This is a genomic window from Nocardiopsis suaedae (assembly GCF_027706745.1).
Lineage (GTDB): Bacteria > Actinomycetota > Actinomycetes > Streptosporangiales > Streptosporangiaceae > Nocardiopsis_A > Nocardiopsis_A suaedae.
Genome location: NZ_JAQFWP010000007.1, coordinates 1 through 24,997, shown reverse-complemented (window position 1 = coordinate 24,997; position 24,997 = coordinate 1). Strand labels below are relative to the sequence as shown.

Sequence of the window (24,997 nt, the reverse complement as noted above, 5' to 3'; positions counted from 1 at the left end):
CCGGGGGCCGGGGCCTAGGGTCGCTTGCGCCCCTCCCTCCAGGCGCGTCGGGAGCCGCCTTGCGCAGCAGGCACCTGGCCGCGGCCGTTCCGGCCGCGGCGCTGATGGCCACCCCCTTCCTGCCCTTCCTCCGCACCGGCGGCCTCTGGCTCGGGCTCCCCCCGATGCTGGTGTGGGTCGTCCTGTGGTGCCTGCTGGTCACCCCCGCGCTGCTGTTCATCGCGCGCGGCGACGAGCGCGAGGAGGGCGGGGCATGAGCACCACCCTCGCCATCGCCCTGGCCGGGATGGCCGTGATCGCCCTGTGCGGGATGCTCGGGCGGCGCCGCCCCTCCGGCGACCTGGCGGACTGGACCGTGGGCGGGCGCAACTTCGGCGCCGCGACGGTGTGGTTCCTCCAGGCGGGCGAGATCTTCACCGCGTTCACCTTCCTCGGCCTGGTCGGCCTGGTGTTCACCGGCGGCGTCGCCGCGCTGTACGTGGTGCCCTACCTGGCGGTCGGCTACATCCTGCTGTTCTTCGTCGGCCCCCGCATCTGGCGGCTGGGCAAGGAGCGCGGCTACCTGACCCAGGGGGACTTCCTCGCCGACCGGTACGGCAGCCGCGCGCTGGGCGCGGTCTCGGCGGTCTTCGCGCTGCTGTTCCTCTTCCCCTACCTGCAGCTGCAGATCACCGGCCTGGGGCTGGTGCTGGAGCTGGTGACGGGGGACGCCGCCTCCGGAGCGGTGAGCATGGCGGCGGGGACAGCGCTGGTCGTCGTGTTCGTCCTGTGGGCCGGGGTGCGTGGCGTGGTGGCCACCGCCTACCTCAAGGACGCCGTCACGCTGCTGGTGATCGGCGCGCTGGCGGTCGCGGTGCCGGTCCACTACGCGGGCGGTGTGGGCAGGGTGTTCGAGCGCCTGGCCGCCGAGCGGCCGGAACTGCTGACGCTCCAGGTCGACGGGGCCGGACCGGTGTGGTTCTTCTCCAGCGCGCTGGTGAGTGTGCTGGGATTCGGCCTGATGGGGCTGCCCTTCCTGTGGAACAGCGTCCTGAGCGCGGGGAGCGCGCGTGCCCTGAGGCGCAATTACGCCTTCCTGCCGCTGTTCACCGTGGTGGTCGCGTTCCCCATGGTCATCGGGTTCACCGCGGTGCTGGTGCTGTCCGAGGACACCGAGCCCAACGGGTCGCTGCTCACCCTGGTGCGGGAGATGCTGCCCGAGCCGCTGGTGGGGGTCGTCGCGGTCGCGGCGCTGATCGCGTCGATGGTGCCTGCGGCGAGCATGGCCATCGGCGTCTCGACGCTCGTCGCACGCAACGTGGTCCCGGCGCGCTCGCTCCGGGCGCAGTTCTGGACCAATCATGCGACCGTGGTCGCGGCGTGCCTCGCGGCGCTGCTGCTGGCGCTGCTGCGGCCGGACCTGCTGGCCAACCTGATCCTGCTGACGTACGCGGGGCTGGTGCAGATCACGCCCGCGATCGCGCTGGCCCTGTGGCGCCGGCGCCCGGTGCACCCCTGGGTGGTCCTGGCGGGCATGACGGCCGGGGTCGCGGTCACACTGGCTCTGTCCGCGGTCTACGGGGCGGCGATCGCCGACGTGAACGCCGGACTGTACGGGCTGGCGGCCAACCTGGCCGTCGTCGGGGCGGGCGCCCTGGTCCAGCGCGCGTCCGGGCGCACGTAGAACCGGGTGGGGCGGAACCGAAGTTCCGCCCCACCCGGCCGATGCAACCCTTGCCGCATCTTCTGCCCACCGGTGTTCGGTTTATGCGCGCAGACCGAACGGAATCCATGCGTTTCCAAGAATCGGACGCACGGCGACGGATCGGTGGCGCAGAGCTCCGTCACGCGACGCCGTCATGCGGCGCCGTCACGCGGCGCCTTCGCCGCGCTCCCGGAGGGCCTCCCCCAGCCTCCGCCCGAGGGCGCCCCTGCCCCGGTGGACCGTCGCCATCACGCGCAATTCGGCCAGCGCGTCCGCGCTTTCCCCCATGGCCGACATGACGTCCAGGTAGCGGTCGAGCACCCGGACGGCCTCCGCCTCCAGTGGTCCGGCCACCGCCGCGCGGAAGGCCGCCGACCCGAGGCCGTCTGCGGCGGGCCCTCGCCACAGCGCCAGGGCGTCGCGCAGGTCCGCCGCCCCGCCGCGCAGGTCGACCCGGTCGATGCGCCGCAGCGCGCGCTCGGCCAGGCCGCGGAAGGCGGACAGGTCGAGCCGGTCGGGCCCCAGGTCGACGCGGTAGCCGCCGCGGGTGGTGCGCACGAGGCCGGGGCAGCCGGCATGGCGCGCCAGCGCGCTGCGCAGCCGGGCGACGTAGGTGTACACAGCCGCCTCGGGGTTCTCCGGCCCGCCTCCGCTGAGGATGTAGGGCACCAGTTCCCCTGCGGGCACCCCCGCCCCGGTCCGGGCGAGCAGCGCGGCCAGGAGCGTGCGCTGCTTGCCCCCCGGCAGGGGGACGGGGTGCGCGGCCAGCTCGGCCCGCACGGGGCCGAGGATCCGGAAGGCGGTGTCGCCGGAGGTCCCCTCGCCCCTGGCGGGCGGGGCCGGGGGACGGGCGGGGGTTGGCCTCACTGTCGGTCCGCCTCCGTCGGTCCGTCTCCGCGCTGCAGGCCCACGGCTCGCGGAGCCGCCGGGCGCCGGTCGCGACGGCCCCACCACAGAGCCGTCACTATGGGCGATTATGATCTTACATTCCGCGATCCCCAGTGCACAGGGCGGCCCGGCCGCCGGTCTCCCTTCAGCACAGCCGCATCGCCGTCTTGAGGCGGTCGCGAACCAGCCCGAGGTGCGGGTGGGTCTGCCCGCCCGCGCGCTGCACCAGGAACCCGGTGTTGATCGGCGGGTCCTCCGGCTCCAGGAGCGCCACCAGGGCGCCCGAGGCGAGCTCCCGCACGCACAGGTACCGGGGCAGCACGCTCACCCCCACGCCCGCCGCGACCGCCGCCGCCACGCCGCGCAGGTCGGGCACGGTGATGGCGGGGGTGGCGGTCAGCCGCTCCCCGAAGACGTGGCGCCAGTAGCGCCGCAGGATGGGCAGGTCCTCGGCGTAGGACACCAGCGGCACGCCGTCGAGGGCGGTGGGCCCCTCGGCGGCCAGCCGCTCCCGGTCCAGCCGCTCGGCCCAGGAGGGGGCGGCGACGAGGACGAAGTCCTCGTCGGCGAGCGGCTCGGCGACCAGGGTGCGCCCGCGCGGGCGCACCGAGGACACGACCAGGTCCAGGCGGCCCGCGCGCAGCCCGGCCAGCAGGTCGTCGGCCAGTCCGGTGGCCACCCGCAGCCGCACCCCCTTGTCGATGAGCGGCGCCAGCGCGGGAAGGCCCGCGGCGCAGAGCATCTCGGCGGGGCCGCCCAGGTGCAGGGGCGGGACGGGGGCCGGGGCCTCGGGCGCACCGGCGACCGCCTCCAGGGCGTCCATCGGCCCGGCGAGGCGCCCGGCCAGGTCGTCGGCCACGAGGGTGGGCGCCACGCCGCGCGGCAGGCGCTCGAAGAGCGGGCGGCCCATCCGCGCTTCGAGGGCCCGGACCTGGGCCGTGGCGGTGGGCTGGGAGACCCCGGCCAGGCGCGCGCCGGCGGTCAGGGAGCCCGCCCGGTAGACCGCGAGGAAGGTGCGCAGCTGGTCGAGGTCGGGGCGCCCATTGGTGGTCCGATCGGTCATTCCGCCGATCCTATCGGCCATGTGATGGATCCCGGATCGCGGCGGGGCCGCGTGGGCCGTCCGGAGGTGCACGTGCCGCCGCCCGTGTACATCCCGCGATGTAGGCCGATTGCAGCGCACAGAGTGAGGCGCGGAGCCCGATCGGCTTCTTAGGCTCACATGTCGCGGGCCGCCGGGCATGTGCGGCGGCGCCGCGCACGGTGCGACGGCGTGACAGGAGGACTGAAGGTGAGCGGTCGAGCAGCGCAGGGCTCCCGGGGGCGTCTGGGCCTACCGGTACTCGGGGTCATCGGGCTGGCCCTGCTCGGGGTCCCCCGGGTCGTCGCGCACGATCTGGGCCTCGTGGGGGCGGCGGGCAACGCCTTCCTCGTCTGGGCGCCCCTCACCGTGTGGGTGGCCGTCGTCCTGTGGCGGCGTGTCCCCAACCCCCTGGTGCCCCTGATCGCGGTGGGGGTCGCCTACGGCGTACTGCTGGCGGTGGCGCACCAGGCCACCTGGGCCTGGGCGTTCGACACACCGCCCGCGCTCGGCGGCGGCCTGGAAGGGGTCCTGCCTCCCGCGGCCGAGGGGTTCCTGATGCGCGGGTTCTCCTTCGTGAGCAGCCTGTTCGTCGGCACCCTGGTGGGGGCCGGGTGCGGCGTGGTGGCGTGGCTGGTGAGCCGGGCGATCCCGGGCTACCCGCGCACCCCCGGCTGACGGCCCGCCCGGGGCGCCCCTCCCCTCACGGACATGCGCGGACCGACTACTCTAGGTGCACCCCGCTCGCGCCCTGCCCCGTTCCCCGAGCACCCGGAGCGCCCCCGTGTCCACCACCGCCCTGTCCCGCGCCCACGCCGCCTGCTACGCGCCGGCCGCCTGGCGCCCGGCCGTGGCCGCCGTCCCCCGCCGCCTCTTCTCCGCGCGGCCGCTGTGGTCCCCGGACCCGGTCGGCCCCGACCCCGCCCTGGCCACCCTGCTCACGGTGCTGGACAGCGCCGACATCCGCCCGGGCATGCGGGTCCTGCACGCGGGCTGCGGCAGCGGCTACGCCACCGCCCTGATCTGCCACCGGACGGGCGACCCCGCGCTGGTGACGGCGACGACCGCGGACCCCGCCGAGGCGGCGGCCGCGCGCTGGCGGCTCGCCCAGGCGGGCTGCCCGGCGCAGGTGTTCATCGCCCGCCCCGAGCAGGGGCAGGCCCGGCGCGCGCCCTACGACCGGATCGTGTCCACCGAACCGGTCGGCCGCCCGCCCGCCGCCTGGTGGGCCCAGCTCACCCCGGGCGGCCGGGCCGCGGTCCCCCCGCAGATGTGACGGGCGCGCACCGGATCCGGCGGCGCCCCCTCAGCGGGGGCCGCCGTGCCGGCGGTGTGCGCGGCGCAGGGCGCACCGGGCGCCCATCCAGACCGCGGCGGGCGCGGGGCGCACCGCGCACGCCGCATCGACCTGGGGCCGGTCCAGGAGGCTCCGGCCGGTCGCCGGGTCGATGCGCAGGCGGTCGGCGATGCGCTGCCAGGTGCCGTCGGCGCTCCAGCGCCGGTACCACTCGGCGGCGGCCTCCCCTTCGGCGGTGGTGCCGCCCAGCTCGTGCCAGGGGCAGCCGGTGCGCAGGCGCTCCAGCACCGCCTCGACCACGCGGCGCAGGTCCCCCTGCGCCTCTCCTCCCCCGGCGCCGACGGGCATCAGCGGCGTCAACAGGGACCATTCGGTATCGGTGATTCGGTCACGTACGGCCACGCCTCACCAGCCTGCCACTCGCGGCGCCGCCGCGCCACCGCACCGGCCCGGACGCGCGGGGGCGGCGCCCCCGCGCCGGGCGGGGGCGGCGCCCCCGCGCCGGGCGGGGGCGGCGCCCCGTTCGCGCCTCACACCTCCTTGTGGCTCATCCACATCAGGACGGCCGCGGTGACCAGGCCGTACAGCAGGTGGCCGAGCAGGCTGGTCCAGGCGCCCGCGCTCATCTGGAACATGGGCATGCCGAGCATGGCCGGCATGAGGGCCAGGCCCCCCACCACCCACCAGAAGAGGCCGTAGACGGCCCCGGCGCCCAGTACCGCTCCGGGGCGGTCGGCGACGGCGCCCGCGATCAGGCCGAAGACCAGGCCGAACCCGGCCGAGATGACCAGGTGCACCGCGCCGCCGGCGACCGCGTTCCCGGTGCCCACCAGCATGCCGACCGCCGGGAGCATGCCCGTGGCGGCCATGAGGGCCCCGAAGACGACGCCGCCCGCCAGGCCGGAGACCAGGCCCCGCCAGGCGTGCACGAGCGCGTGCGAGCGGGCGTGAGCGATCGTGGACATGGCATCCACCTCCCGTCGGGGCCGCACGTCCGCGCGGGCCTCCCGCCGGGCGCGGGCCCCTTCTTCACTCCTGGACTCCATTGTCGCCCCGGCGCGCCGAACGGGCATCACGGATCGGGCGCCGTTGTGCAACGCTTTTCAGCCGGTCACCGGCGTGAGCGCGTACCTGGACAGGATGGGGTTGATCGGCAGGAAGAAGGTGGTCCCGCCCGTCGAGCAATCGCCCGAGCCGCCCAGGGTGAGCCCTTGGAGGTGGCCGCCGGAGTAGAAGGCCCCGCCCTGGTCCCCGGGTTCGGCGCAGACGTTGGTGCGGGTCGCGTTGTACACGTACCCGTCGGGGGTGCGGATCGTCTGGTTCTTCGCCTGGATGGTGCCGCAGTGCCACCCGGTGGTCGGCCCGGTCCGGCAGACCGAGGCGCCCACGGGAGCCTCCGTGGTGCCCCGGACGACACCCTGCACGCCGCCGGGGGTGCCGATGTAGGGCGTGGGCCTCCAGTCGTCGTCGGCCTCGACGAGCAGCACGTTGCTCTCCCTGGAGCTCCAGGCGACGGTCCCGGTGCCGCCGTCTCGGCCGCTGACCCGGTCGCCCGCGGACCCGCAGCCCGCGTCGGCCAGGAAGCCGACCGTGACGACGGCGCCGATCGTGCAGCGGCGTCCGACGGGAGCGGAGTCGTTGAAGAAGGGGTCTCCGGCCACGATCTGGGCCTGCGCGGTGTCGGTCCGCCCAGTGCCGGTCCGCCCAGTGTCGGTCTGCACAGTGTCGGTTCGCCCAGTGTCGGTTCGCCCAGTGTCGGTCCCGTCCGCGGCGGCGGGGGCCGGTACCGCGAGGAGCGCGGCGGCGAGCGCGGCCGTCGGCGCCGCTGCGGCGGAGGCGCCCTTCAGGGCGTGCAGGGCCGGTTCGACGGGTCGGGTTCTTCGGAGGGTGAGGGGGATGTGGGGCATGGCGTTCCTCGCGGTGGGGGAGGACTCCAGGGGATGTGGCGGACGCGGTCGCCGTCCGCCCGAAGGGCGCGGCGCGCCGGTCGGCGCGGCACCGGGGCCGCCGGATACGGCGGGACAGTCGCGACGATAGGCGCGGAACCCTCCCCTGCCTAGGCCCATCGCGGCGCCCGCCGCCCCCGTCCCGCCGACGATTGCCCTGGTCGGCTGCCGGGCACCGTCTCCATGTGGAGCCGATGCTGGCGCGGACGGTGCCCGTCCTGCCCGAAGGGCCGCACCTGGTGTACGAGCCGAAGTGGGACGGCTTCCGCGCGCTGGCGTCGACCGGCCCCACCCGCCTCATGTCGCGCCGGGGCCGCCGACTCGACACGCGCTGGCCCGAGGTCGCCGCCGCTCTGGAGGCCCAGCTACCCGACGGGGTCCTCGCCGACGGCGAGATCGTGCGCTGGGCCGACGGCCGCCTGGACTTCGCCGCGCTGCAGCGGCGCAACCGCGCCTCGCCCCGGTCGGCCCGGCGCCTGGCCGCCGAGGAGCCGTGCCATATCGTCCTCTTCGACCTGCTGCGCGAGGACGGCGCCGACCTCGCCCACCGCGCGCTGGGCCACCGCCGCTCCCGGCTGGAACGGCTCTTCGAGGGCGTCGACGACCCGCACCTCGTCCTGGGCTGGCAGACCGGCGACCCGGCCACGGCGCGCGAATGGTTCGACGGGCTGGCCGACAGCGGGATCGAGGGGCTGGTCATCAAGGACGACCGGCGCTCCTACCGGCCCGGGCGCCGCGGGTGGGACAAGGTCAAGCGGGTGACGACCACCGAGGCCGTGGTGGGGGGCGTGGTGGGCCGTCCGGACCATCCGTGGGCCCTCATCCTGGGGCGCCGCGACCCGGAGACGGGGGCGCTGCGGCCGGTGGGGCGCACGTCCGATCTGGACGAGGCGCAGCGGGAGGGGCTCGACGGCCTTCTGGCCAAGGCGGGCGACGACCACCCGTGGCCCCGCACGCTCGGACCGGCCTGGGGGCGGGAGTCGCGCCAGCGCTATACGCGTGTCGAACCGGAACTGGTGGTGGAGATCGAGCCGGACGTGTCGGTGTCGGGGGGCAAGTGGCGCCACCTGGTGCGCTATGTCCGGCCCCGCCCCGACCTGGCGCCGGGCGACGTTCCCCGGGGCCTGGAGATCGAATCGGACCGGGGCGGGTGACGGACAGGGGCCGGGGCGGTTCAGCGTGCCGCGGGTGAGGGGGCGTTCCTCGCCTCCTCCACCGCCTCGGCCAGCTCGTCCCTGCTCATCTTCGAGCGGCCTTGGATCTCCAGGTCCCCGGCCTCCTTGAGCAGTTCCTTCTTCGTCCGCCTCCCGGATCGGCCCGCCGCGTCCCCGCCTTCCTGGGATCGGCGCGGGCTGGGCGCACGTGTGGACGCGCCGCCCTTCTGCTTGCCGCCCGAGCCCTTCCCGTTCTTCTTCCGTTCCTTGAGGCTCTCGCGGAGGGCGTCGGTGAGCTGGACGACGGTGCCCTTCTCTTCGGGTTCCTCCTCCTCGTAGGAGATGGTGCGGCCCTTGCTCTTGGCCTCGATCAGCTCCTCCAGGCGCTGTTGGTAGGCGTCGGTGTAGTCGGAGGGCTCCCAGTCCGTCGCCATCGCCTCGACGAGCTGCTCGGCCAGCCCGAGCTCGGAATCGCTGAGGTCGGCCTCGGAGATCGACGGCATCACGTCCTCGGGGTCGCGGATCTCGTCCGGCCACCACAGCGTGGACGCGGAGAGCACGCCCTGTTGCGGCCCCACGAGCACCAGGTGCTCGCGGTCGCGCATGTTGAACGTCGCCAGCCCGAGCCGCCCGGTCCGCTCCAGGGCCGAGCACAGCAGGCGGTAGGGCTTGGCCGCGGCACGCTCCTTGGGGCTGACGAAGTACGTCGCCGCGTACCAGAGCGGGTCGACCTGCTTGCGGGGAACGAACCCGCGGATCTCCATCGCGCGCGAGCGCGACGGGAGGATCGACTCGATGTCCTGGGGCTCCAGCACCACATAGTCCTCCCCGTCGCCCTCGTCCACGCGCGCGCCGCGGACGATGTCGTCTCGGGAGACCTCCTTGCCGGTCCGCTCGTTCACCCGCTTGTAGCGGATCCGGTCCGAGGTTCCGCGCTGGAACTGGTGCATGACCGGTCCGTGCCGTTCGCGCGCGCTGTAGAGCCGCACCGAGAGCGACACCATTCCGAACGTCAGGGTGCCGGTCCAGACAGGATTGACCACGGTAGCCACCCCCTCCCCGCCATCATCACCCGTGCCGGGTAAAGCACGGCTCCGTCCGGGTAAAGGGGGACGGGAACCGCGCCGGGGGTGCACAGCGTCGCAAAGGCGTGAGTGACGAGATGACGCCGGCGCACGGCCGGCACCGCCGCGACGCCGCCGAGGGCGCCCCGGGGCCGGACTTCGCCTCCGCCCTTCTGGAGGCGTTCTCCCGCGAGCGCATCCAGGCCGAGCAGATCGGTCCCGCCGGGTTCCGCATGGCGCTGCCCGGGGGCGGCACCACCGACCTGGACCTGGCCGACGCCTCCCGGGAGGCCGCGGGCCTGCCGCCCGGCGATCTGCCCGAGTTCGCGGCGGGCGTGGTCCGCGGCATGATGCGCGGCTTCCGGCGGCGCGGTGTTCCCCTGGGGACGCACTACCCGCTGCCGCAGGACGACACCGTCGGCCACACGGTGCTGCGGGCCCTGGCGGGGCAGGGCTTCTCGGCGGTCTTCCTCGACCCGGGGACGATCGGGCTGAAAACGGAGGGGTTCGCGGGAAAGGTCGACGCCCGCGGCTACCGTTCGGCGGTCGAGGGGCGCCCGATGGCCGACGTCGAAGCGCTGGCCGCGGACTTCGCCCGCGACTGCGCACGGGACCTGGGGCGCGCGTCGCACCAGCCGGAGAGCGTGTCCGGCGACGGCGTGCAGGCGCTGCGACTGCGGCTGTACCCGGAGTCGGCGCTGACCGAGGAGATCCGCGCGGGACTCGTGACGCGCGAGCTGGCACCGGGCCTGTGGGAGACGGTCGCCGTGGACTTCCCCGACAGTGTGCAGGCGCTCCAGCGCTCCGCCCTCGACGGGACCGGCGCCTCCCCCGAGCAGGCCTTCCAGGCCGCGATCCGCAACTCGGTGGAGGAGCCCGCCGAGATCACCCCGCACGAGGGGCCGGGCGGGATCCCGCTGGTGCACATCGGGGGTGAGCACCCGTACATGGCGGCGCACGTGCACGCACTCGACCGCGCGCTGGGCGGGGCGCCGCCATCGGGGGCGCTGGTCGCCCTGCCGGTGCCGCAGGTGGTCATCGCCCACCCGATCGGAGGGCACCACCCGATCGCCGCGCTGGAGACCCTGCAGGAGGTGGCCGCCCATTTCGTCCAGGGCGACAAGCCCATCACCGACCAGGTCTTCTGGTGGCGCCCGGACGGCGCCCCCGACGCCCGCCCCGACCTGCGCCCGGTACGGGTGGAGGTGGACCACGGGGCCAAGAGCATCGCCCTGTACGCCGACGACGACTTCCGCCGGCTCGTGGAGGCCTTCTCGGCCCAGCGGTGAACCCTGCTGTGAAGCGCGGTCAGTCCCAGCCGATGCCCAGGACTCCTCCGCCCATGCCGTGTTCGGCGATGTGCACCGACCCGCACGGGGCCGGGTCGAGTTCGCCCTCGACCACCTCGGGGGAGGCGGGGTTCGACTGGGAGAAGCGGAAGCACCGGCTCGGCAGCGCTCCAGGGTCGAAGCGGACATCGAGGACGTAGGTCTGCGCGGGGTAGCGGAACGCCCTGCGGAAGTCCCTGCTGGCGGTCGGGTCGGTGATGGTGAAGGCGTACTCGATCAGGTGCGTCTGCCCGGCGTGCAGCGCGCGGTCGAACAGGAGCTCCGCCGCGACCAGGGGGTCATGCGGGTGGCGGCGGACCCGCCCCACCGTGCAGCCCTCGACGGCCTCCGGCCGGATGGCCGAGGGCGGCACGCCCGGCTCTCCGCTGTAGACGACCGTGCACTGCTCGGGTCCGTCGTCCAGCGCGCGCAGGACCATGCGGGTGCCTACCCTCCGGATCGACCGGTCGGCCCCCACACGGACGCTGTCCAACTGGCAGAACGCGCGCAGCGCGGTGTCGCAGGCGACCGGGGCCCCGGGTCCCGGCGGGGCGGTCGCGAAGCCACCGGGGCCCACGTCCCCGCGGCCCGCCCTGCGGGCCCAGCGCCCGCGCGGACGGGGCGGCCCGAGCAGCGCGGGCAGGGAGCCGTCGGGGAGGCGCAGGATCTCCTCGATGGCGCGGAGCGCGCGCAGCGAATCGGGCCGCTCGGGCCTGCTGCGGCCCTGCCTCCAGTAGCTCAGGGCGGTGAGGCTGACCCGCACCCCGCGCCTGTGGATGCGCCGCTGCAGGCCCTCCAGGGTCAGCCCGCTGTCCTGGACCGCCGCGCGCAGGGCCTCGTGGAAGGGGCCGGTGCGCAGCAGTTCCATCGTCGTCTGACTCACCGGTTCCGGCGGCCGCGTGCGGGCGGCCGGTGCACTCCCGTCGGCCACGGCCACCTCCGTGCGCTCGGGCCCGTTCCAGGACGCCCCTCTCTTACCACGCGCCCCCGCGGTCGGCCACGGCCCCCTCGGTGGTCAGGAGCGCGACCGGTCCTGCTCGGCGGCGTCCAGGCCCGCCTCGATGACGGCGCGCATGATGCGGGACAGGCGCCGCTCCCCGAGCCGCGGGGCGCGGCGGGCCATGGCGGCGACGAGGCTGCGCTCACGGCCCTCATCGCGTCCGGCGAACCCGCCGACCGGCTTGAGGCGCTGCACCTGTGCGGCCAGCAGCGCGCGCCGCTCGAGCAGCTCGGCGAGCTGGGCGTCGACCTGGTCGATGTGCCCGCGCAGCTCCTGCACCTGCGGGGCGTCGGCTTCGGTGGCGCCGTCGGTGGGGGTCATCGTCGCTGATTCCTTTCGGCCTGGGGGCGGCCGACCGCCCACCTGGCCAAAGGGGAGCCGACCGCTGGAAAAAGAAAAAGAGCGGAAGGCGTCGCCTTCTCGCTCTCAGCCGGCTCGGGACCCGTCGACCGCTCTGCTCACGCTCCAGCGGCCGGCCGCACCCGGGCCGGCTCGGTAAACGTATAGCGGTGCTTCTGGCAGGTCACGACGGAGAGTGTACCGCAAGCGCGCAGAGCCGCCTCCCCCGTCGGCGCGGCCGGGCCCCGTTCCCGTTCCACGACACACGCGCGCGCACACCGTCCGCGCGGCCGCTCCCGGACTACCGTGACCGCATGCCATCCTTGAACGACACCCGCGTGCGCGACTTCCTGATGGAGGGCACGCGCACCGCGAAGCTCGCCTTCACCGCATCCGACGGCCGCCCCTTGGTGGCTCCGGTCTGGTTCATCGTCGAGGACGGGGAGATCGTCTTCAACACCGGAAGGGACACCGCCAAGGGGCGTTCCATGGCTCGGGACCCGCGTGTGGCGGTCAGCGTCGACCTGGAGGAGCCGCCGTTCGCGTTCGTCCAGTTGCAGGGGCGCGCCACGCTCTCGGAGGACCCCGGGGAGCTGCTGCGCACGGCCACGGAGATCGCCGCGCGCTATATGGGGCGCGAGCGGGCCGAGGAGTTCGGCCGCCGCAACGGCGTCCCCGGGGAGGTCGTGGCGCGCCTGCGTCCGGACAAGGTCATCGCGCACTTCGACATGACGGGGTGAGCGCGCTCCGGGAGCGCGTCAGGCGTCCGGCGCGGCGGCCGGGCGGAATCCCCGGCTAGAGGGTGAACCCGCGCGGGAACGGGTCCCGGGGGTCGAGGAGGTACTGGCCCATGCCCGTGATCCAGGCGCGGCCGGTGATGGTCGGGACGACGGCGGGCACGCCGCCGACCTCGGCCGTCTCGACGAGGCGGCCGGTGAAGCGCGTCCCGATCAGGGACTCGTTGACGAAGTCGCGGCCCAGGGGGAGTTCACCGCGCGCGTGCAGCTGGGCCATGCGCGCGCTGGTGCCGGTGCCGCAGGGCGAGCGGTCGAACCAGCCGGGGTGGATGACCATGGCGTTGCGGGCGTCGGCCCCGTCCCGCCCGGGGGCGACCAGTTGGACGTGTTTGCACCCGGAGATCCCGGGGTCGGCCGGGTGCACCGGGCGCGCCTGCCCGTTGATGGCGGCCATGATCGCCGTTCCGGCGTCCATCATCCGGTCCCGCTCGGCGCGGTCGAAGGGGATGCCCAGGTCGGCGATGTCCACGACGGCGTAGAAGTTGCCGCCGAAGGCCATGTCGTAGGCGACCTCGCCCAGGCCCGGCACGGTGACCGAGGCGCCGGTCTCCACCGCGAAGGCCGGGACGTTGCGGAAGGTGACCGCCTCCGCGCGGCCGTCCTCGACGGCGACCTCGGCGGTGACCAGGCCCGCGGGGGTGTCCAGGCGGACGCGGGTGACCGGCTCGGCGACCTCCACCATCCCGGTCTCCACCAGGACGGTGGCCACGCCGATGGTGCCGTGGCCGCACATCGGGAGCAGCCCGGAGACCTCGATGAACAGCACGCCCCAGTCGGCGTCGGGGCGCAGCGGCGGCTGCAGGACCGCCCCGCTCATGGCGGGGTGCCCCCGGGGCTCGTTGACGAGGAGCTCCCGGATATGGTCCAGGTGCTCGGCGAAGTGGGCGCGGCGCTCGGCCATGGTGGCGCCGGGCACGGGTGCCACGCCGCCGGTGACGACGCGGGTCGGCATCCCCTCGGTGTGGGAGTCGACGGCGGAGAAGTAGCGCGCGGCCCGCATCTCAGGCCGCCGCGGGGTGCGCGTCGAGGTGGGCCATGGCGCGGCGCACGTCGGCCTCCAGGTCGGCGAGGCGCTGCCCGGTGATGGGGCTGCGGGGCGGGCGGCAGGGGCCCCCGTACCGTCCGACCATGTCCATGCCGTGCTTGATCGCCTGCACGAACTCGGTGCGCGAGTCCCAGCGGAACGCGCCCACCAGGGGCTCGTACAGGGCGCGCGCCTCCTCCAGGCGCCCGGCGCGGGCGAGCCCGTACAGCCGCACCGAGGCGGCCGGGAAGACGTTGGGGAACCCGGCGAACCAGCCGGTGGCGCCCATGAGCAGGGATTCCAGGACGACGTCGTCGGCCCCGGCGACGACGGCCAGGTCCGGGGCGCGTTCACGCAGTTCGAGGACGCGGCGCACGTCCCCGGAGAACTCCTTGACGGCCACGACGTTGTCGATGGCGGCGATCTCGGCGACGAGGCCGGGGGCCAGGTCGACCTTGGTGTCGAAGGGGTTGTTGTAGACCATGACGGGCAGGCCGACCGAGGCGACCTGCTCGAAGTGGTGCAGGACGGCGGCGCGGCCGGCCCGGTACATGGTGGGCGGCAGGCAGAGGACGCCGTCGGCGCCGTCCTCGGCAGCGCGCTCGGCCCACATACGGGCCTGGTGGGCGCCGGCGCCGTGGACGCCCACGACGACGGCCCCGTCGCCGCCGACCGCCTCGACGGCGGTGCGGGCCACGGCCCTGCGCTCGTCGGCCTCCAGGGAGGAGTACTCGCCGAGGGAGCCGTTGGGGCCCACACCCCGGCATCCGCTGTCGATGAGCCAGCGGCAGTGTTCGGCGTAGGCGTCGAGGTCGACGCGCAGGCCCGCCGGTGCGCGCTCGTCGGGGGCGTAGGGCAGGGCGGTGGCGACGATGACGCCGTCGAGCCTTTCATCGGGCAGGTCATTGGGCATGCTGCTTCTCCCTGCTGGTGGCGGCGGTTCAGGTGCCGTCGGCGAGGTCGCCGAGGCGGACGGGGACGGCGATGGGGCGGCGGTCGAAGCGCTGCGCGTCGTCGTCGGTGAGGCCGATGAGCTCGGCGGTGTTGCGGCCGCAGACCCGGCCCTGGCACAGGCCCAGTCCGGCGCGGGAGGCGAGTCTGAAGGCGCGCCCGCCCGAGGCGGAGCGCGCGGCCGCGTGGAGGTCGCTCAGCGTCACCTCTTCGCAGCGGCACACGGGGGTGTCGTCCCGCGGCCATCGCGTCCAGCCGGGGCGGAGGGGGTGGGCGGCGGCGAGCGCGGCCGCGAACCGGCGGCCCGCGCGGACGCGGCGCAGGGCGCCCAGCGGTGCTACGACGGGGTGCCCGCAAGCGCGCGCGGCCGCCGTTCCGGCGACCTCCCCTTCGGCGGCGGCGAGCGCGGCGCCGCCGATGCCGGTCGGCTCCCCGGCGGCGAACACCCCGGGCGCGGAGGTGGCCTGCGCGGCGTCGACGCGGACGAATCCGCCGGTGGTCGCGCACCCTGCGGCGACGGCCAGCTCCAAGCGCGGGGTGAAGCCGAACCCTAGGCACAGGGCGTCGGCGGCGATGGTGCGTTCGGTGCCGGGGAGCGGGCGCCATCCGGGGTCGAGGCGCACGGTGGTCACCGCTTCGAGAACGCCGTCGCCGTGGGCCGCGATGACGGCGGTGCGGGTGCGGTAGGGGACGCGGCGGCGTGCCAGGACGGCGGTGTGGCCGACGAGTTCGCCGAACTTGCCGAAGCCCGCGGCGGCGCCCCCGGCGCAGCGCAGCCAGCCGGACACGGGCGCGTTCGCTTCGAGGACGGCGGCCACGCGCGCGCCCGCGCCGATGAGGGACCGGGTGACGGGGAGCAGGAACGGCCCGGTCCCGGCGACGACCGCGGTGCGTCCGATGGCGGTGCGCTGGGATTTGGCGAGGGCCTGGGCGGCTCCGGCGGTGACGACGCCGGGCAGGTCCCAACCGGGGAAGGGCAGGACGCGGTCGTGCGCGCCGGTGGCCAGGACCAGGACCGGGGCGTCGGCGGTGCGGGCGCCCCCTGAGCCGTCGGCGGGGCCGCTGCGCAGGTGGAGGCGGGCGCCGCCGCCGGGGAGCGGTTCGAGGGCCCACACCTCGGTGTCGGAGATGTGTTCGGCGCCGTCGGGTACGTGGGCCCCCTGGCCCGCCGCGCCGCCGTGCGGACCGGCGAGGGCGTCGCCGCGCAGGTACTGCCCTCCCGGGGAGGGTTCGGCGTCGATGAGGCGGACCCGGGCCCCGGCGGAGGCGGCCGCACGGGCGGCGGCCAGCCCGGCGGGCCCGGCGCCGACGATGGTGACGGGCGGGGGCGCGCTCATGACGGGGTCTCCGCCCCGTGCTGGACCCGGATGGCGTCCCCGTCGGCGACGCGGCGGCGGCAGGCCCGCACGTCGGGTTCGCCGTTGACGACGACGAGGCAGTCGAAGCACACGCCGATCCCGCAGAAGACGCCGCGCGGCCGCCCGTCGCCCCGGGTGGTGCGCCAGGAGCGGCGCCCGAGCCCGATCAGCAGCGCGGCCACGGTCTGCCCGGGGACCGCGGTGGCCCTCTCTCCGTCGACCGTCACGGTCAGATGCTCACTCACGGCCGTCCTCCTCTCCTCGGAGCACGCGGAACGGGTGCGGGTCGGTGTCTGCGGGCGCGCCGGTGACGAGGGCGGCGAGCAGGTGCCCGGTCCCCGCGGCCAGGCCGACGCCCGCCCCCTCGTGGCCGGTCGCGTGCCACAGGCCGGGGACGCGCGGGTCCTCCCCGATGACGGGCAGGTGGTCGGGGGTGTAGGGGCGGAACCCCCCGTAGGCGCGCATCACCGGGACCCGCGCCAGTGCCGGGAACAGGGCCGCGGCCTTGCGCGCGATGGCGCGCAGCACCTCCACCCGCACGGTGTCGTCGAATCCGACCCGCTGGCGGCTGGAGCCGATCAGCACGGTCCCCGCGTGCGTGGACTCCACCACGGTGGAGGTGCGCAGGTCGGCCTCCCCCGCCCCCACCGCGCCCACGTAGTCGGCGTCGTAGACCTTCCGGCGCACGGTGCCCGGCGGGAGCGGGGCGGTCACGAGCACCATGCCCCGGCGCGGCCGGACGTCGACGGGGGCGCCGGCCAGGCGGGAGAAGTCGCCCGACCAGGGGCCGCACGCGTTGACGACGGCCCCGCACGGGATGGTGCCGCGGTCGGTGCGCAGGCCCGCGACCGCCCCGGAGGCGCCGCGCACCAGGCCGAGGGCGGCGGTGCCGTGGCGTACCCGGCCGCCCCGGGCGCGCACGGCCGCCAGGAGGGCGGTGGCGGCGGCGACCGGCTGGAGCTGGGCGTCCTGCGGGTAGAGGACCGCCGCGCCCGCTTCGGGGGACAGGCCGGGCTCCAGGTCCCGGGCCTCGTCGCCGCCGATGGCGCGGGCGTCGACCCCGGCGGCGCGCTGGGCGGCGGCGAAGGCGGTGAGCGGCTCCTCGGCCCCGCCGTCCAGGGCCGCGACGAGCCCGCCCTTGGGGTCCCATTCGGGGTCCGGGGCGTCCGGGGCGACGGCGGCGGCCCCGCGCAGGACGTCGGGCCAGCGGCGCAGGGAGGACCGGGCGAGCTCCAGCTCGGGGCCGGGCTCCTTGTCGGAGACGAGCACGTTGCCCTCGCCGCTCGCGGTGGTGGCCCCGGCCGGGGCGCCGCGTTCGACGACGGTGACGCGCAGCCCCGCCCGGCCCAGGGCCTCGGCGCACGCGGCGCCGACGATGCCCGCGCCGACCACGACGGCGTCCGGGTGTCCGGTCACGTCGCACCCCCAACCGGGTGTTCAATGAACTGAACACCCGCGAGGGTAGGCAGCCGGTGTGGCCTACGTCAATCCCCGTTGGGCGCCCTCCCCCGGATGCGCGGCGCCCTCGGCGGGGCAGGAGCCGCCCAGGGTCGGTGGGCCCGCGTCGGCGGGGTACTCCAGCAGCAGCACCGAGGTGACCGGGCCGCCCGCGGTCTCGTAGATGTGCGGGCGGTCGGCCGGGAAGCACACGTAGTCGCCGGGGTTCAGTTCGTACGGCGACTCCGGCGGGCCCACGCGCAGCACCCCGGCGGTGACCACCACGTGCTCGCGGCCGGGGTGGCCGGAGGAGTACTGCCGCTCCCCTGGGCGGACCCGCTGGTCGTAGAGCTCGATCACGCGCTCGGTGACGTCCATCCGGCGCAGCATCCGCAGGTCCACGGCGCTACTGCTGAGCACCTCCAGCCCGTCCGAGCGCACCAGCACCACCTCGGGGTCCTCGCGCTCGGTCAGCAGGGACGAGACCGGCACCCCCAAGGCGTTCGACAAGCTGAACACCGTCTCGATGGTGGGGTTGCCCGAGCCGGACTCCAGCTGCGACAGCGTCCCCTTGGCGATGCCGGAGCGGCGCGCCAGCTCCGACAGCGACAGCGCCGACCGCTCGCGCAGCGCCCGAAGGTTGGCGGCCAGCACGCGGCCGCCCTGTTCCCGCTCCACGGCACCTCCTCGGCTCGGTCCCCAGGAGGGTACCGGGCGGGTGCCGATAACGATTCGCGTGCGCCCGAGAACCATCCGTGCACGGGACGCGTCCGAAGTGTCGGGTGGTGCCCCACCGGGGCCACGGACGGAGACCCGACTCAGGAGACCTCGACATGCACGGAAGCAGAACCCGCACCGACGCGCCGAACGGCAGGCACAGACCCCGACGGGGCACGCTCGCCCTCGTGTCGCTCCCCCTCACCGCGGCCCTGGTACTGACCGGGTGCTCGCTTCTGCCAGGCGGGGACGGGGGCGGTGACGGAGGCGGAGACGGCGGCTCCGGCCCCACGGTCCCGGAGGGCGGGTTCGTCCAAGAGGGATACGTCGGCAAGTGGGACACCCACCTCAAGGCGCGCGTGGAGATCGCCGAGGTCGCCCGGCTCGGCGACCGGACGCGCACCACCGTCGAGTTCACCAGCCTCGAGGACGGGCCCGTGGACGTCGAGCAGAACATCTTCTCCTCGCACGCGGCAGCGGCCCGCACCATCAGCCAGTTCCAGCTCATCGACACCGTCCGCCAGCACATGTACGGGGTCTACACCGACCTCGGCACACGGCTGCCCCGGTTCAGCGAGGACCAGTGGATCCCCGGCGTCACCTACGAGATCGTCGTCTTCTCGCCCCCGCTGGAGGAGGGCGTCGACACGGTCACGGTCCGCGCCCCGGGCGGGATCGGCGAGTTCGCCGGGGTCCCGGTCGTCGACGGGGAGCCCAAGGACTACCCGACCGAGCCCCCAGAGGAGGCGCCGAGCGAGGGCGACACCTTCACCTACCCGGTCGCCACCGGCGACCCCGAGCCCTTGGACGTCGAGAAGGGGTACCTGGAGCTCACCGGCTCGACCGTCGGCGTGGTCCAGCGGCGCGAGGCCGACACCGAGCGGGAGACCGTGGCGCTGCGCACCGACGTGCTCTTCGAGTTCGACAAGGCGGCGGTGAACGACGAGGCCGCGAACGTCCTCAAGGACGTCGTCGAGGAGACGCGCGAGCGCGCGGACCCGGAGAAGCCGCCGATCACCATCACCGGCCACACCGACGGCATCGGGGACGACGCCTACAACCAGGAGCTGTCGGAGGAGCGCGCCGAGGCCGTCAAGGACATCCTCGAGGACGGGCTCGGTTCGGGATACGAGTACGAGACCGTCGGCAAGGGCTCCTCGGACCCGGTCCGTTCGGAGGGTGGCGACGACGACGGGGAGGCGCGCGCCGCGAACCGCCGCGTGGAGATCTCCTACGCCTTCAAGGACGATGCCGTCACCGAGACCGAGACCGCGGAGGAGGGCGAGGAGGAGATCGGGCGCACCGACCCCGAGGAGGTCGCAGGCCCCGGCACCTTCCACTCGCACGCCGGCCTCGAACCCGTGGCCTCCGAGGAGGGCGTCGCCCAGCCCTACGTCGGCGCCGACAAGAGGACCTGGAGCATCGAGGTCTACCCCTTCTACCGGGACGGCGCCTTCCTGGTCACGCGCTTCGCGATCGCGCACGACGGTGAACGGCTGGCGCGGACCGACTCGCCCCTCAGTTCGGGTTTCGGCGACTTCCCGTTCTCGGTGACCGATCCGGCGACGGGCACGACCTATATCGACGTCAAGGCCGACAGGGAGGACACCCACTTCGCGGCCATAGGCGCGGGGCCGTTCCCGCCCACGCGGCAGAAGGACACGCTCCAGTACGGCTACTACTACGTCCCCGCCCCGCCGCCCGAGGTGGACTCGGTGACGTTCAACGCGGGGCCGTTCGGCACGTTCGAGGACGTCCCGATCGAAGAGTGAAGGCCGGTCGTCGCCGCCCGCCTCATCACCGGACGGCGACGACCGCCGGGGACGGTCCACCGTCCTCCGGGGTGGGCACCGGCTCCGGAAGGACGTAGATCGTCCCCCCGTCCCACACGGTCTCCGGGGACTCCCCGCCGATGTCGACCCCGTGGGCGATGTCCCCGGAGATCCGGGTGACCGACCCGCTGGCCGTGTCGAAGGCCATCACCGGTCCGGTGGTCACCGGCTCCCCCGGGGACGCCCGCTCCGCGCCCAGCGCCAGGATCCGGCCGCCGTCGAGCGCGACCGGGCGCACGCGGGTGTCCTCGGGCAGGCGGGCGGACCACGTCCGCTCCCCGGAGGCGATGTCGAAGGCGACCATGCGGCCGGTGCCGTCGCGCACGTCCGTGGCCGCGTACGCGGTCCCCTCTTCGGCCAGCACTCCGGCGTCCGCCACGTCGATCCGCCACGGGTCCGAGAGCCAGGTCGCGCCCCCTTCCCCGTCGATGCGCCGTGTCCGGCCGCTGCCGGGGTCCACCACCAGCAGGTGGTGCCCGACGTCGTCGTGCAGCAGCCCGTCGACCGCCACGACCGCGGGATCCGCCGACACCAGCCGGTATTCGTGGGTGCCGCCGGAATAGCCCTCCGGTGCCTCCACCCGCGCCTTCTCGGACCCGTCGGAGGGGTCCAGCACGACCAGGTAGGGGCTCACCCCGTCCTCCAGGCACCGCACCCAGCCGACCAGGTCGCCCTCTCCCGGGCGGGCCCGCACGGACATCAGGCTGCACATGTCCTCCGCCGAACCGCCCGCCCGTGGGGCCGACCAGACGTGCCCGCCGGTGGCGGCGTCCATGGCGGACAGGCGTTCCCCCCACCTGACCAGGACCAGGTCGCCCACGGTCCACACACCGGCCACGGTGACGACGCCCTCCTGGTCCCGGTCGACGCCGGCCCGCCAGAGCTCCCGGCCGTCGGACAGGTCGACGGCGACGGCCGTGTCGCAGGAGCGGATCCGCCTCCCGTCCCCGTCGGGGTGGTCGACCTCGTCCTCCTCCAGGGCGAGCAGCAGCACCACGACCTCGGGAGCCCGGCCCTGTTCAGCCCCCTGGTCGACGGCGCAGATCTCGTCCGGCGCGGGCTCGTACCGCCACATCGGGGCGCCGTCTTCGGCCGCATAGGAGGTCAGGCCCCGATAGTCCGCGCGCACGACGCCGTCCTCGGTCGCCCACCCCTTCACGCCGCGCGCGGCGACCGCGCCCTCGCGCGCTTGCACACGCGTGTCGTCCCCGCTCTGCCAGGCGACGCCGGAGAACTCCACGGCGCCGGTGCCGATCTCGGAGACCGGGTCGGTCCAGCGCTCGATGCGCCAGGCGGCCAGCGCCGCGATGAGCATGACCGAGAACATGAGGGCGGTCGGCAGGAAGAGCAGGTTCCTCCAGTGCAGCGCTGAGCGCGCGTCCGAGCCGCGTGGGCCCCGCATCCAGACGCGCAGCCAGCCGGGGAGGTCGGACCGCATGAGCGTGGTGCGCTCCTGCGACCGGTCGAGCGGCACGCCCCACTCGTCGCGCTCGACACCGTCGCGGGGAGCCTCCGCGCCCTTGCGGGAGTCGGCCACCCACTCGACGAACTCGGCGGTGCCGTCCCACGCGTCCCGCTTGCCCCGCTTTCCGCGCGGCTTCTGCCAGAAGCGTGGGCTCATCGGTTCGTCCTCCAGGGGGCGAGGGGAGACAGGCGCCCTGTTGGACGTGGCCGCCGATCGGTCCGGTTCCCCGCCTGACGGGGCCGAGCGAGGATATCGGCTGGTCGTGGCGGGCCCTCTGTGGGCCCCGACTCGTCAGTACCGGCGCTCGCCGTTCGTGAATCGGGCCGGGGCGGCGCCGGAGTAGTCCTCCTGGTGGTCCTCCTGCGCCCTGTCGCCCGGCTCCCCGTCCCGCTCGTCGGCGACGGGCTCGTGGTCGGCGACGGAGACCTCGTCGGCCGGGGCCTCCTCCAGAGCCGAATCCCCGTACAGGTCCGAGGAGGCGTCGAAGGCGTGGGCGAACCCCGTCCCGAGGTCGTGCTCGCGGCGCAGGCGGAGCGCACTCGCCGTGTAGCCGTTCGACTGCAGGAAGACGGCGAAACGCTGGAGGAAGCCCTCGTACTCCTCGTCGTCCTGCCAGTCGTCGGCGACCGCACCGGCCACCTTCAGCCAGCGGTCGGGGTCCTCGTCGCGCATGCCGGGCGCGGAGGCGCGCTCGGCGTACCCGGGCCCGAACGGCTCGGCACCGGAATCGGCGGGCGGTGCGCCGCGCGCGGAGGTCCAACCGGACGAGCGCACGGCACCGGCGAACACGTCGTCCCGCTCGGCGGCCTCGGCCAGCTCCTGGTGGACCTCGGACAGCGGCCGCCCCGTGGCCGCGGAGGAGAGCTTGGCCAGGGTGCCGATCCTGTCGGCGGCCTCGTCCACGCGCGCGGGGTCGCGCGCGAGCCACCACAGCAGGGCCGAGCCGGGGTCGGCGAAGACCTCCTTGCTCAGGTAGTCGCGCTCCAGGCGCTCGGCGGCGCGCTCCTCCTCGCGGACGGCCTCGCGCTTGCGCAGGTCGCTCAGGCGGGTGAGGCGCTCCTCGTCCTCGGGGGACAGCTCCAGGCGCACCTCTTCGGCCCAGACCCGGCCGATCCCCGGGTGCGCCCCGGGCTCGGGGCCGAGCGCGGCGGCCAGGCGGAACTGTGCGGAGTCCGCGTCCTCGGGGCGCTCCATGGAACCGAACTCGCGGGCGCGCCGCTCGATCGCGCAGACCGCCGCGCCCTCCGCCCCGTCGGCGGGACCGGTCTCGCGCCAGCAGACCACCGCCGAGAACAGGAACGGGTAGTCCTTGCGCGCGCTGGGCAGGCGCATGCGGAGCACGTGCCTGCGCCGGTGGGTGGCGGCCTCGGCCTCGGCCCGCGCGCGCTCGGCGGCGGCCCCGCGCCGTCCGGCCGAGCCGCCGGCGAGGACGGCCAGCAGGACCAGGCCCACGAAGAGGGCGAGGACCCCCGCGCCCAGCGTGGCCCGCCCGGGGTCGGGCGGCCAGCCGGGGACGCCCCACCTCTCGACCGCCCACCAGGTGAGGCAGGCCAGCGCCGCCGCCAGGGCGGCCGCGGCCAGGAGCGCTGTGAGGACGCGGCCGTTCCTGCTCATCGGCGGTTCGGGCGCCGTGCCACCGCGCAGCGGGGGCGGGGCGCCCTCCTCCTTCCTGCGGACGCGTGCGCACCGCACGCCGCTCGGGCACGGGGGCACCCGGCCGGGGCGGTGCGGGGCGCGCCGCCCGGTCCCCGGGCGGGCGGTGATCTTGCCTGTGCGGCACGCTACTCCCTCCGCACGCGTCCCACGGCCGTTTCCGGCCCCACGCCGCGCAGATCACCCCGCCCCTGGCCGGATCCGGCCAGATTCGGGCGTTTCGGTGCGGGTCCGGGCCGCGGCGCGCCACGCGCCCGGTCCCGCACCGCTCCCGCCCGCGGATCCGGCGGCCAGGATCCGCGGGCGGTCGATCGGCCCCGGCCGCTCAGCCCCGGCCGTCGGGGCGCAGGGTGTAGTCGGGGAAGTTGCCGGGCAGGCGCTCACCGTCGGGCCCTCGGGTCACGGCGCGCACCAGCAGGTCGCCGCCGACGAAGGCGCCGCGCCAGGACTCGCCCCAGCCGCCGAACAGCTCGTCGCGGTCGCCGCGCGAGCGGGGGCGGTTGACGCCCACCTTGAACGCCCGTACCTGCGCGGAGATGCGCTCGGCCGCCTCGGGGTCGTCACAGGAGAGCGTGGCCACCAGCGACCCGTTGCTGGCGTTGAGCGCCGCCAGCAGCTCGGCCTCGGTGTCGACCAGCACGACCGTGTCCACCGGGCCGAACGGCTCGGCATGGAACAGCGGCGAGGAGCGCGGCGGCTCCAGCAGGGCCACCGGCGCCATGTAGGCGTCGGCGTCCTGCCCCGGCAGCAGCAGTGCGTCGTCCAGGCCGCCCCGGTACAGGGGGACCGCTCCCCCGGCGACGGCGTCGTCGACCTGGTCCGCCAGCTCCTTGGCCTTGGCCGCCCCGATGAGCGGCCCGAAGTCCAGCTCGGGCAGGTCGTCGCCGGGGCGGTCCACGGCGAGCGGGTGGCCGAAGCGCACCGCGCGCGCCGCGGGCAGGTAGGCCTCCAGGAACCGGTCGAACAGGGAGCGCTGGACGACGAAGCGCGGATAGGCGGTGCAGCGCTGCTTGGCGTAGTCGAAGGTCTTGCGGATCTGCCCGGAGAGCGTGTCCCAGTCGCCGTACTCCCACACGCCCCAGCAGTTCAGCCCCTCCTGCTCCAGGATGTGGCGGCGGCCGAGGTCGGCGACGGCCGTGGCGACCTGCCCGCCCGCGTCACGGCCGCCCACGAAGGAGACGCAGCCGATCTCCCGGCCGCGCACCAGCGCCGGGGACAGGTCCCGGCCCCCGCCGCTGACCAGGGTGAAGGGAAGCCCTTCGCGGGCGGCGAGGGCGACGGCCAGCGTCAGGCACACCAGCCCGCCGTCGGTGGGGGTCTTGGCGATCGCGGCGTTGCCCGCCAGCGCCTGCACCGCCATCGCGTGCGCCAGCACGCTCATGGGGTAGTTCCAGCTGGCGATGTTGGAGACGGGGCCGGGGAGGGGCGCGCGGTCCTCCAGCATCGCCTCCATGCGCTCGCCGTACCAGCGCGCGCCTTCGATGGCCCGGTCCACGTCCTGCAGGGCCAGCCGCCACGGCTTGCCGATCTCCCAGACCAGGGCGAGGGCGAGCGTCTCGCGGTGGGCGGCCCAGGCGTCGAGGGCGGCGTCGACGCGGGCCCGGCGGTCGGACAGCGGGGTGCGCGCCCAGGCGCGGTGGTCATCGGCGGCGGCGCGGACGGCCTCCTCGGCGGTGGCGGCGTCCAGCATCGGGAGCCCGGCGAGCTCCCCGCCGTCGACCGGGGAGAAGGAGGGGCGGAGCGTGCCGCCCGCCCGCCAGGCGCCGCCCCACCGGTTGAGGGGCCCATCGGGGCCGAAGGCCTCGGGGGCGGTGTCGCGGCAGCGGGCGTAGACGGTGTCCCACTCGGTTCCGGGTTTGAGCATCGGTCCACTGGTCATCGCACGGCCCTCCCGACGGCTGCGGCTTCGCGGACGAGGACCGCGCTTTCGCTGGGGGTCTTGCCGACCTTCACGCCGGCCGCCTCCAGAGCCTCCTTCTTGG

At 75.3% G+C, this 24,997-nt stretch carries 25 protein-coding genes; 8 read left to right on the top strand and 17 right to left on the bottom strand.

Going from position 1 to position 24,997, the window contains the following annotated elements; genetic code table 11:
- Positions 1 to 59 precede the first annotated feature (59 nt).
- Both O4U47_RS05515 and O4U47_RS05510 read left to right on the top strand, forming a co-directional pair.
- Positions 60 to 257, top strand: coding sequence for a hypothetical protein (locus tag O4U47_RS05515; RefSeq protein ID WP_270676449.1), 198 nt, complete (start codon positions 60 to 62; stop codon positions 255 to 257).
- Positions 254 to 1,663, top strand: a complete 1,410-nt coding sequence (locus O4U47_RS05510; protein WP_270676448.1) for a sodium:solute symporter family protein — start codon at positions 254 to 256, stop codon at positions 1,661 to 1,663. Before O4U47_RS05515 ends, O4U47_RS05510 begins: the two co-directional genes overlap by 4 nt.
- 186 nt (positions 1,664 to 1,849) lie before the next feature.
- Here O4U47_RS05510 and O4U47_RS05505 read toward each other — a convergent pair whose 3' ends face one another.
- A complete protein-coding gene (locus O4U47_RS05505) occupies positions 1,850 to 2,551 on the bottom strand; it encodes an AfsR/SARP family transcriptional regulator (RefSeq protein ID WP_270676447.1) in 702 nt (233 codons plus the stop codon).
- Between the two features lie 166 nt (positions 2,552 to 2,717).
- Positions 2,718 to 3,635: a LysR family transcriptional regulator gene (locus O4U47_RS05500; RefSeq protein ID WP_270676446.1), complete on the bottom strand. Its 918-nt coding sequence runs from the start codon at positions 3,633 to 3,635 to the stop codon at positions 2,718 to 2,720.
- A gap of 222 nt (positions 3,636 to 3,857) precedes the next feature.
- On the opposite strand from O4U47_RS05500, the gene O4U47_RS05495 reads away from it, so the two are divergent.
- Together O4U47_RS05495 and O4U47_RS05490 are read left to right on the top strand one after the other, a co-directional pair.
- Complete coding sequence (locus tag O4U47_RS05495) at positions 3,858 to 4,331, top strand: hypothetical protein (RefSeq protein WP_408638935.1); 474 nt, start codon at positions 3,858 to 3,860, stop codon at positions 4,329 to 4,331.
- A gap of 106 nt (positions 4,332 to 4,437) precedes the next feature.
- Positions 4,438 to 4,929 (top strand): protein-L-isoaspartate O-methyltransferase family protein, encoded by a 492-nt coding sequence (locus O4U47_RS05490; RefSeq protein WP_270676444.1) that lies wholly within the window; start codon positions 4,438 to 4,440, stop codon positions 4,927 to 4,929.
- 30 nt (positions 4,930 to 4,959) lie between these two features.
- Here the strand turns inward: O4U47_RS05490 and O4U47_RS05485 are convergent, their stop codons facing one another.
- The 3 genes from O4U47_RS05485 to O4U47_RS05475 form a co-directional block, all read right to left on the bottom strand.
- Entirely contained in the window at positions 4,960 to 5,352 is a 393-nt protein-coding gene (locus tag O4U47_RS05485) for a transposase (protein WP_270676443.1), read from the bottom strand.
- Positions 5,353 to 5,480: 128 nt separating this feature from the next.
- The gene (locus O4U47_RS05480) at positions 5,481 to 5,915 is read right to left on the bottom strand and encodes a hypothetical protein (RefSeq protein ID WP_270676442.1); all 435 of its coding nucleotides are present in this window, start codon (positions 5,913 to 5,915) and stop codon (positions 5,481 to 5,483) included.
- 138 nt (positions 5,916 to 6,053) lie between these two features.
- On the bottom strand, positions 6,054 to 6,857 hold the full coding sequence (locus O4U47_RS05475; RefSeq protein ID WP_270676441.1) for a S1 family peptidase: 804 nt from the start codon (positions 6,855 to 6,857) through the stop codon (positions 6,054 to 6,056).
- A 233-nt stretch (positions 6,858 to 7,090) separates the two neighbouring features.
- Between O4U47_RS05475 and O4U47_RS05470 the strand changes: the two genes are divergently transcribed.
- Positions 7,091 to 8,050 carry an ATP-dependent DNA ligase gene (locus O4U47_RS05470; RefSeq protein ID WP_270676555.1) on the top strand — a complete coding sequence of 320 codons (960 nt, stop codon included), beginning with the start codon at positions 7,091 to 7,093 and terminating at the stop codon, positions 8,048 to 8,050.
- A 20-nt stretch (positions 8,051 to 8,070) separates the two neighbouring features.
- On the opposite strand, the gene ku is transcribed toward O4U47_RS05470, so the two are convergent.
- On the bottom strand, positions 8,071 to 9,093 hold the full coding sequence (ku, locus tag O4U47_RS05465; protein WP_270676440.1) for a non-homologous end joining protein Ku: 1,023 nt from the start codon (positions 9,091 to 9,093) through the stop codon (positions 8,071 to 8,073).
- Positions 9,094 to 9,200: 107 nt separating this feature from the next.
- On the opposite strand from ku, the gene O4U47_RS05460 reads away from it, so the two are divergent.
- Positions 9,201 to 10,403 (top strand): hypothetical protein, encoded by a 1,203-nt coding sequence (locus O4U47_RS05460; RefSeq protein ID WP_270676439.1) that lies wholly within the window; start codon positions 9,201 to 9,203, stop codon positions 10,401 to 10,403.
- A gap of 19 nt (positions 10,404 to 10,422) precedes the next feature.
- On the opposite strand, the gene O4U47_RS05455 is transcribed toward O4U47_RS05460, so the two are convergent.
- On the bottom strand, positions 10,423 to 11,325 hold the full coding sequence (locus O4U47_RS05455; protein ID WP_270676438.1) for a helix-turn-helix domain-containing protein: 903 nt from the start codon (positions 11,323 to 11,325) through the stop codon (positions 10,423 to 10,425).
- A gap of 132 nt (positions 11,326 to 11,457) precedes the next feature.
- Positions 11,458 to 11,763, bottom strand: a complete 306-nt coding sequence (locus O4U47_RS05450; RefSeq protein ID WP_270676437.1) for a chorismate mutase — start codon at positions 11,761 to 11,763, stop codon at positions 11,458 to 11,460.
- 332 nt (positions 11,764 to 12,095) lie between these two features.
- Between O4U47_RS05450 and O4U47_RS05445 the strand changes: the two genes are divergently transcribed.
- Complete coding sequence (locus tag O4U47_RS05445) at positions 12,096 to 12,521, top strand: PPOX class F420-dependent oxidoreductase (protein WP_270676436.1); 426 nt, start codon at positions 12,096 to 12,098, stop codon at positions 12,519 to 12,521.
- A 55-nt stretch (positions 12,522 to 12,576) separates the two neighbouring features.
- Here the strand turns inward: O4U47_RS05445 and O4U47_RS05440 are convergent, their stop codons facing one another.
- The 6 genes from O4U47_RS05440 to O4U47_RS05415 all read right to left on the bottom strand — a co-directional run bounded on the left by O4U47_RS05440 (position 12,577) and on the right by O4U47_RS05415 (position 18,026).
- Positions 12,577 to 13,578: a proline racemase family protein gene (locus O4U47_RS05440; RefSeq protein ID WP_270676435.1), complete on the bottom strand. Its 1,002-nt coding sequence runs from the start codon at positions 13,576 to 13,578 to the stop codon at positions 12,577 to 12,579.
- Between the two features lies 1 nt (position 13,579).
- Positions 13,580 to 14,515, bottom strand: coding sequence for a dihydrodipicolinate synthase family protein (locus O4U47_RS05435; protein ID WP_270676434.1), 936 nt, complete (start codon positions 14,513 to 14,515; stop codon positions 13,580 to 13,582).
- A gap of 28 nt (positions 14,516 to 14,543) precedes the next feature.
- The gene (locus O4U47_RS05430) at positions 14,544 to 15,890 is read right to left on the bottom strand and encodes an FAD-dependent oxidoreductase (RefSeq protein WP_270676433.1); all 1,347 of its coding nucleotides are present in this window, start codon (positions 15,888 to 15,890) and stop codon (positions 14,544 to 14,546) included.
- On the bottom strand, positions 15,887 to 16,156 hold the full coding sequence (locus tag O4U47_RS05425) for a (2Fe-2S)-binding protein (protein WP_270676432.1): 270 nt from the start codon (positions 16,154 to 16,156) through the stop codon (positions 15,887 to 15,889). The genes O4U47_RS05430 and O4U47_RS05425 overlap by 4 nt, the downstream gene beginning before the upstream one ends.
- Positions 16,149 to 17,327, bottom strand: coding sequence for an NAD(P)/FAD-dependent oxidoreductase (locus O4U47_RS05420; protein WP_270676431.1), 1,179 nt, complete (start codon positions 17,325 to 17,327; stop codon positions 16,149 to 16,151). Before O4U47_RS05420 ends, O4U47_RS05425 begins: the two co-directional genes overlap by 8 nt.
- A 63-nt stretch (positions 17,328 to 17,390) precedes the next feature.
- Positions 17,391 to 18,026 carry a helix-turn-helix domain-containing protein gene (locus O4U47_RS05415; protein ID WP_270676430.1) on the bottom strand — a complete coding sequence of 212 codons (636 nt, stop codon included), beginning with the start codon at positions 18,024 to 18,026 and terminating at the stop codon, positions 17,391 to 17,393.
- 155 nt (positions 18,027 to 18,181) lie between these two features.
- Here O4U47_RS05415 and O4U47_RS05410 point away from each other — a divergent pair, with 155 nt between their 5' ends.
- Complete coding sequence (locus O4U47_RS05410) at positions 18,182 to 19,837, top strand: OmpA family protein (RefSeq protein ID WP_270676429.1); 1,656 nt, start codon at positions 18,182 to 18,184, stop codon at positions 19,835 to 19,837.
- Between the two features lie 25 nt (positions 19,838 to 19,862).
- On the opposite strand, the gene O4U47_RS05405 is transcribed toward O4U47_RS05410, so the two are convergent.
- The 3 genes from O4U47_RS05405 to O4U47_RS05395 all read right to left on the bottom strand — a co-directional run bounded on the left by O4U47_RS05405 (position 19,863) and on the right by O4U47_RS05395 (position 24,894).
- On the bottom strand, positions 19,863 to 21,518 hold the full coding sequence (locus O4U47_RS05405; RefSeq protein WP_270676428.1) for an outer membrane protein assembly factor BamB family protein: 1,656 nt from the start codon (positions 21,516 to 21,518) through the stop codon (positions 19,863 to 19,865).
- A 135-nt stretch (positions 21,519 to 21,653) separates the two neighbouring features.
- On the bottom strand, positions 21,654 to 22,976 hold the full coding sequence (locus O4U47_RS05400; RefSeq protein WP_270676427.1) for a hypothetical protein: 1,323 nt from the start codon (positions 22,974 to 22,976) through the stop codon (positions 21,654 to 21,656).
- Positions 22,977 to 23,340: 364 nt separating this feature from the next.
- On the bottom strand, positions 23,341 to 24,894 hold the full coding sequence (locus O4U47_RS05395) for an aldehyde dehydrogenase family protein (RefSeq protein WP_270676426.1): 1,554 nt from the start codon (positions 24,892 to 24,894) through the stop codon (positions 23,341 to 23,343).
- Positions 24,895 to 24,997: the final 103 nt, after the last annotated feature.

Excerpts from the sequence above, each read along its gene's own strand:
- O4U47_RS05445 (WP_270676436.1), top strand. The coding sequence starts at position 12,096 with ATGCCATCCTTGAACGACACCCGCGTGCGCGACTTCCTGATGGAGGGC.
- O4U47_RS05410 (WP_270676429.1), top strand. The coding sequence starts at position 18,182 with ATGCACGGAAGCAGAACCCGCACCGACGCGCCGAACGGCAGGCACAGA.
- O4U47_RS05510 (WP_270676448.1), top strand. The coding sequence starts at position 254 with ATGAGCACCACCCTCGCCATCGCCCTGGCCGGGATGGCCGTGATCGCC.
- O4U47_RS05400 (WP_270676427.1), bottom strand. The coding sequence starts at position 22,976 with ATGAGCAGGAACGGCCGCGTCCTCACAGCGCTCCTGGCCGCGGCCGCC.
- O4U47_RS05440 (WP_270676435.1), bottom strand. The coding sequence starts at position 13,578 with ATGCGGGCCGCGCGCTACTTCTCCGCCGTCGACTCCCACACCGAGGGG.
- O4U47_RS05470 (WP_270676555.1), top strand. The coding sequence starts at position 7,091 with ATGCTGGCGCGGACGGTGCCCGTCCTGCCCGAAGGGCCGCACCTGGTG.
- O4U47_RS05395 (WP_270676426.1), bottom strand. The coding sequence starts at position 24,894 with ATGACCAGTGGACCGATGCTCAAACCCGGAACCGAGTGGGACACCGTC.
- O4U47_RS05480 (WP_270676442.1), bottom strand. The coding sequence starts at position 5,915 with ATGTCCACGATCGCTCACGCCCGCTCGCACGCGCTCGTGCACGCCTGG.
- O4U47_RS05435 (WP_270676434.1), bottom strand. The coding sequence starts at position 14,515 with ATGCCCAATGACCTGCCCGATGAAAGGCTCGACGGCGTCATCGTCGCC.
- O4U47_RS05500 (WP_270676446.1), bottom strand. The coding sequence starts at position 3,635 with ATGACCGATCGGACCACCAATGGGCGCCCCGACCTCGACCAGCTGCGC.
- O4U47_RS05475 (WP_270676441.1), bottom strand. The coding sequence starts at position 6,857 with ATGCCCCACATCCCCCTCACCCTCCGAAGAACCCGACCCGTCGAACCG.
- O4U47_RS05430 (WP_270676433.1), bottom strand. The coding sequence starts at position 15,890 with ATGAGCGCGCCCCCGCCCGTCACCATCGTCGGCGCCGGGCCCGCCGGG.
- O4U47_RS05405 (WP_270676428.1), bottom strand. The coding sequence starts at position 21,518 with ATGAGCCCACGCTTCTGGCAGAAGCCGCGCGGAAAGCGGGGCAAGCGG.
- O4U47_RS05450 (WP_270676437.1), bottom strand. The coding sequence starts at position 11,763 with ATGACCCCCACCGACGGCGCCACCGAAGCCGACGCCCCGCAGGTGCAG.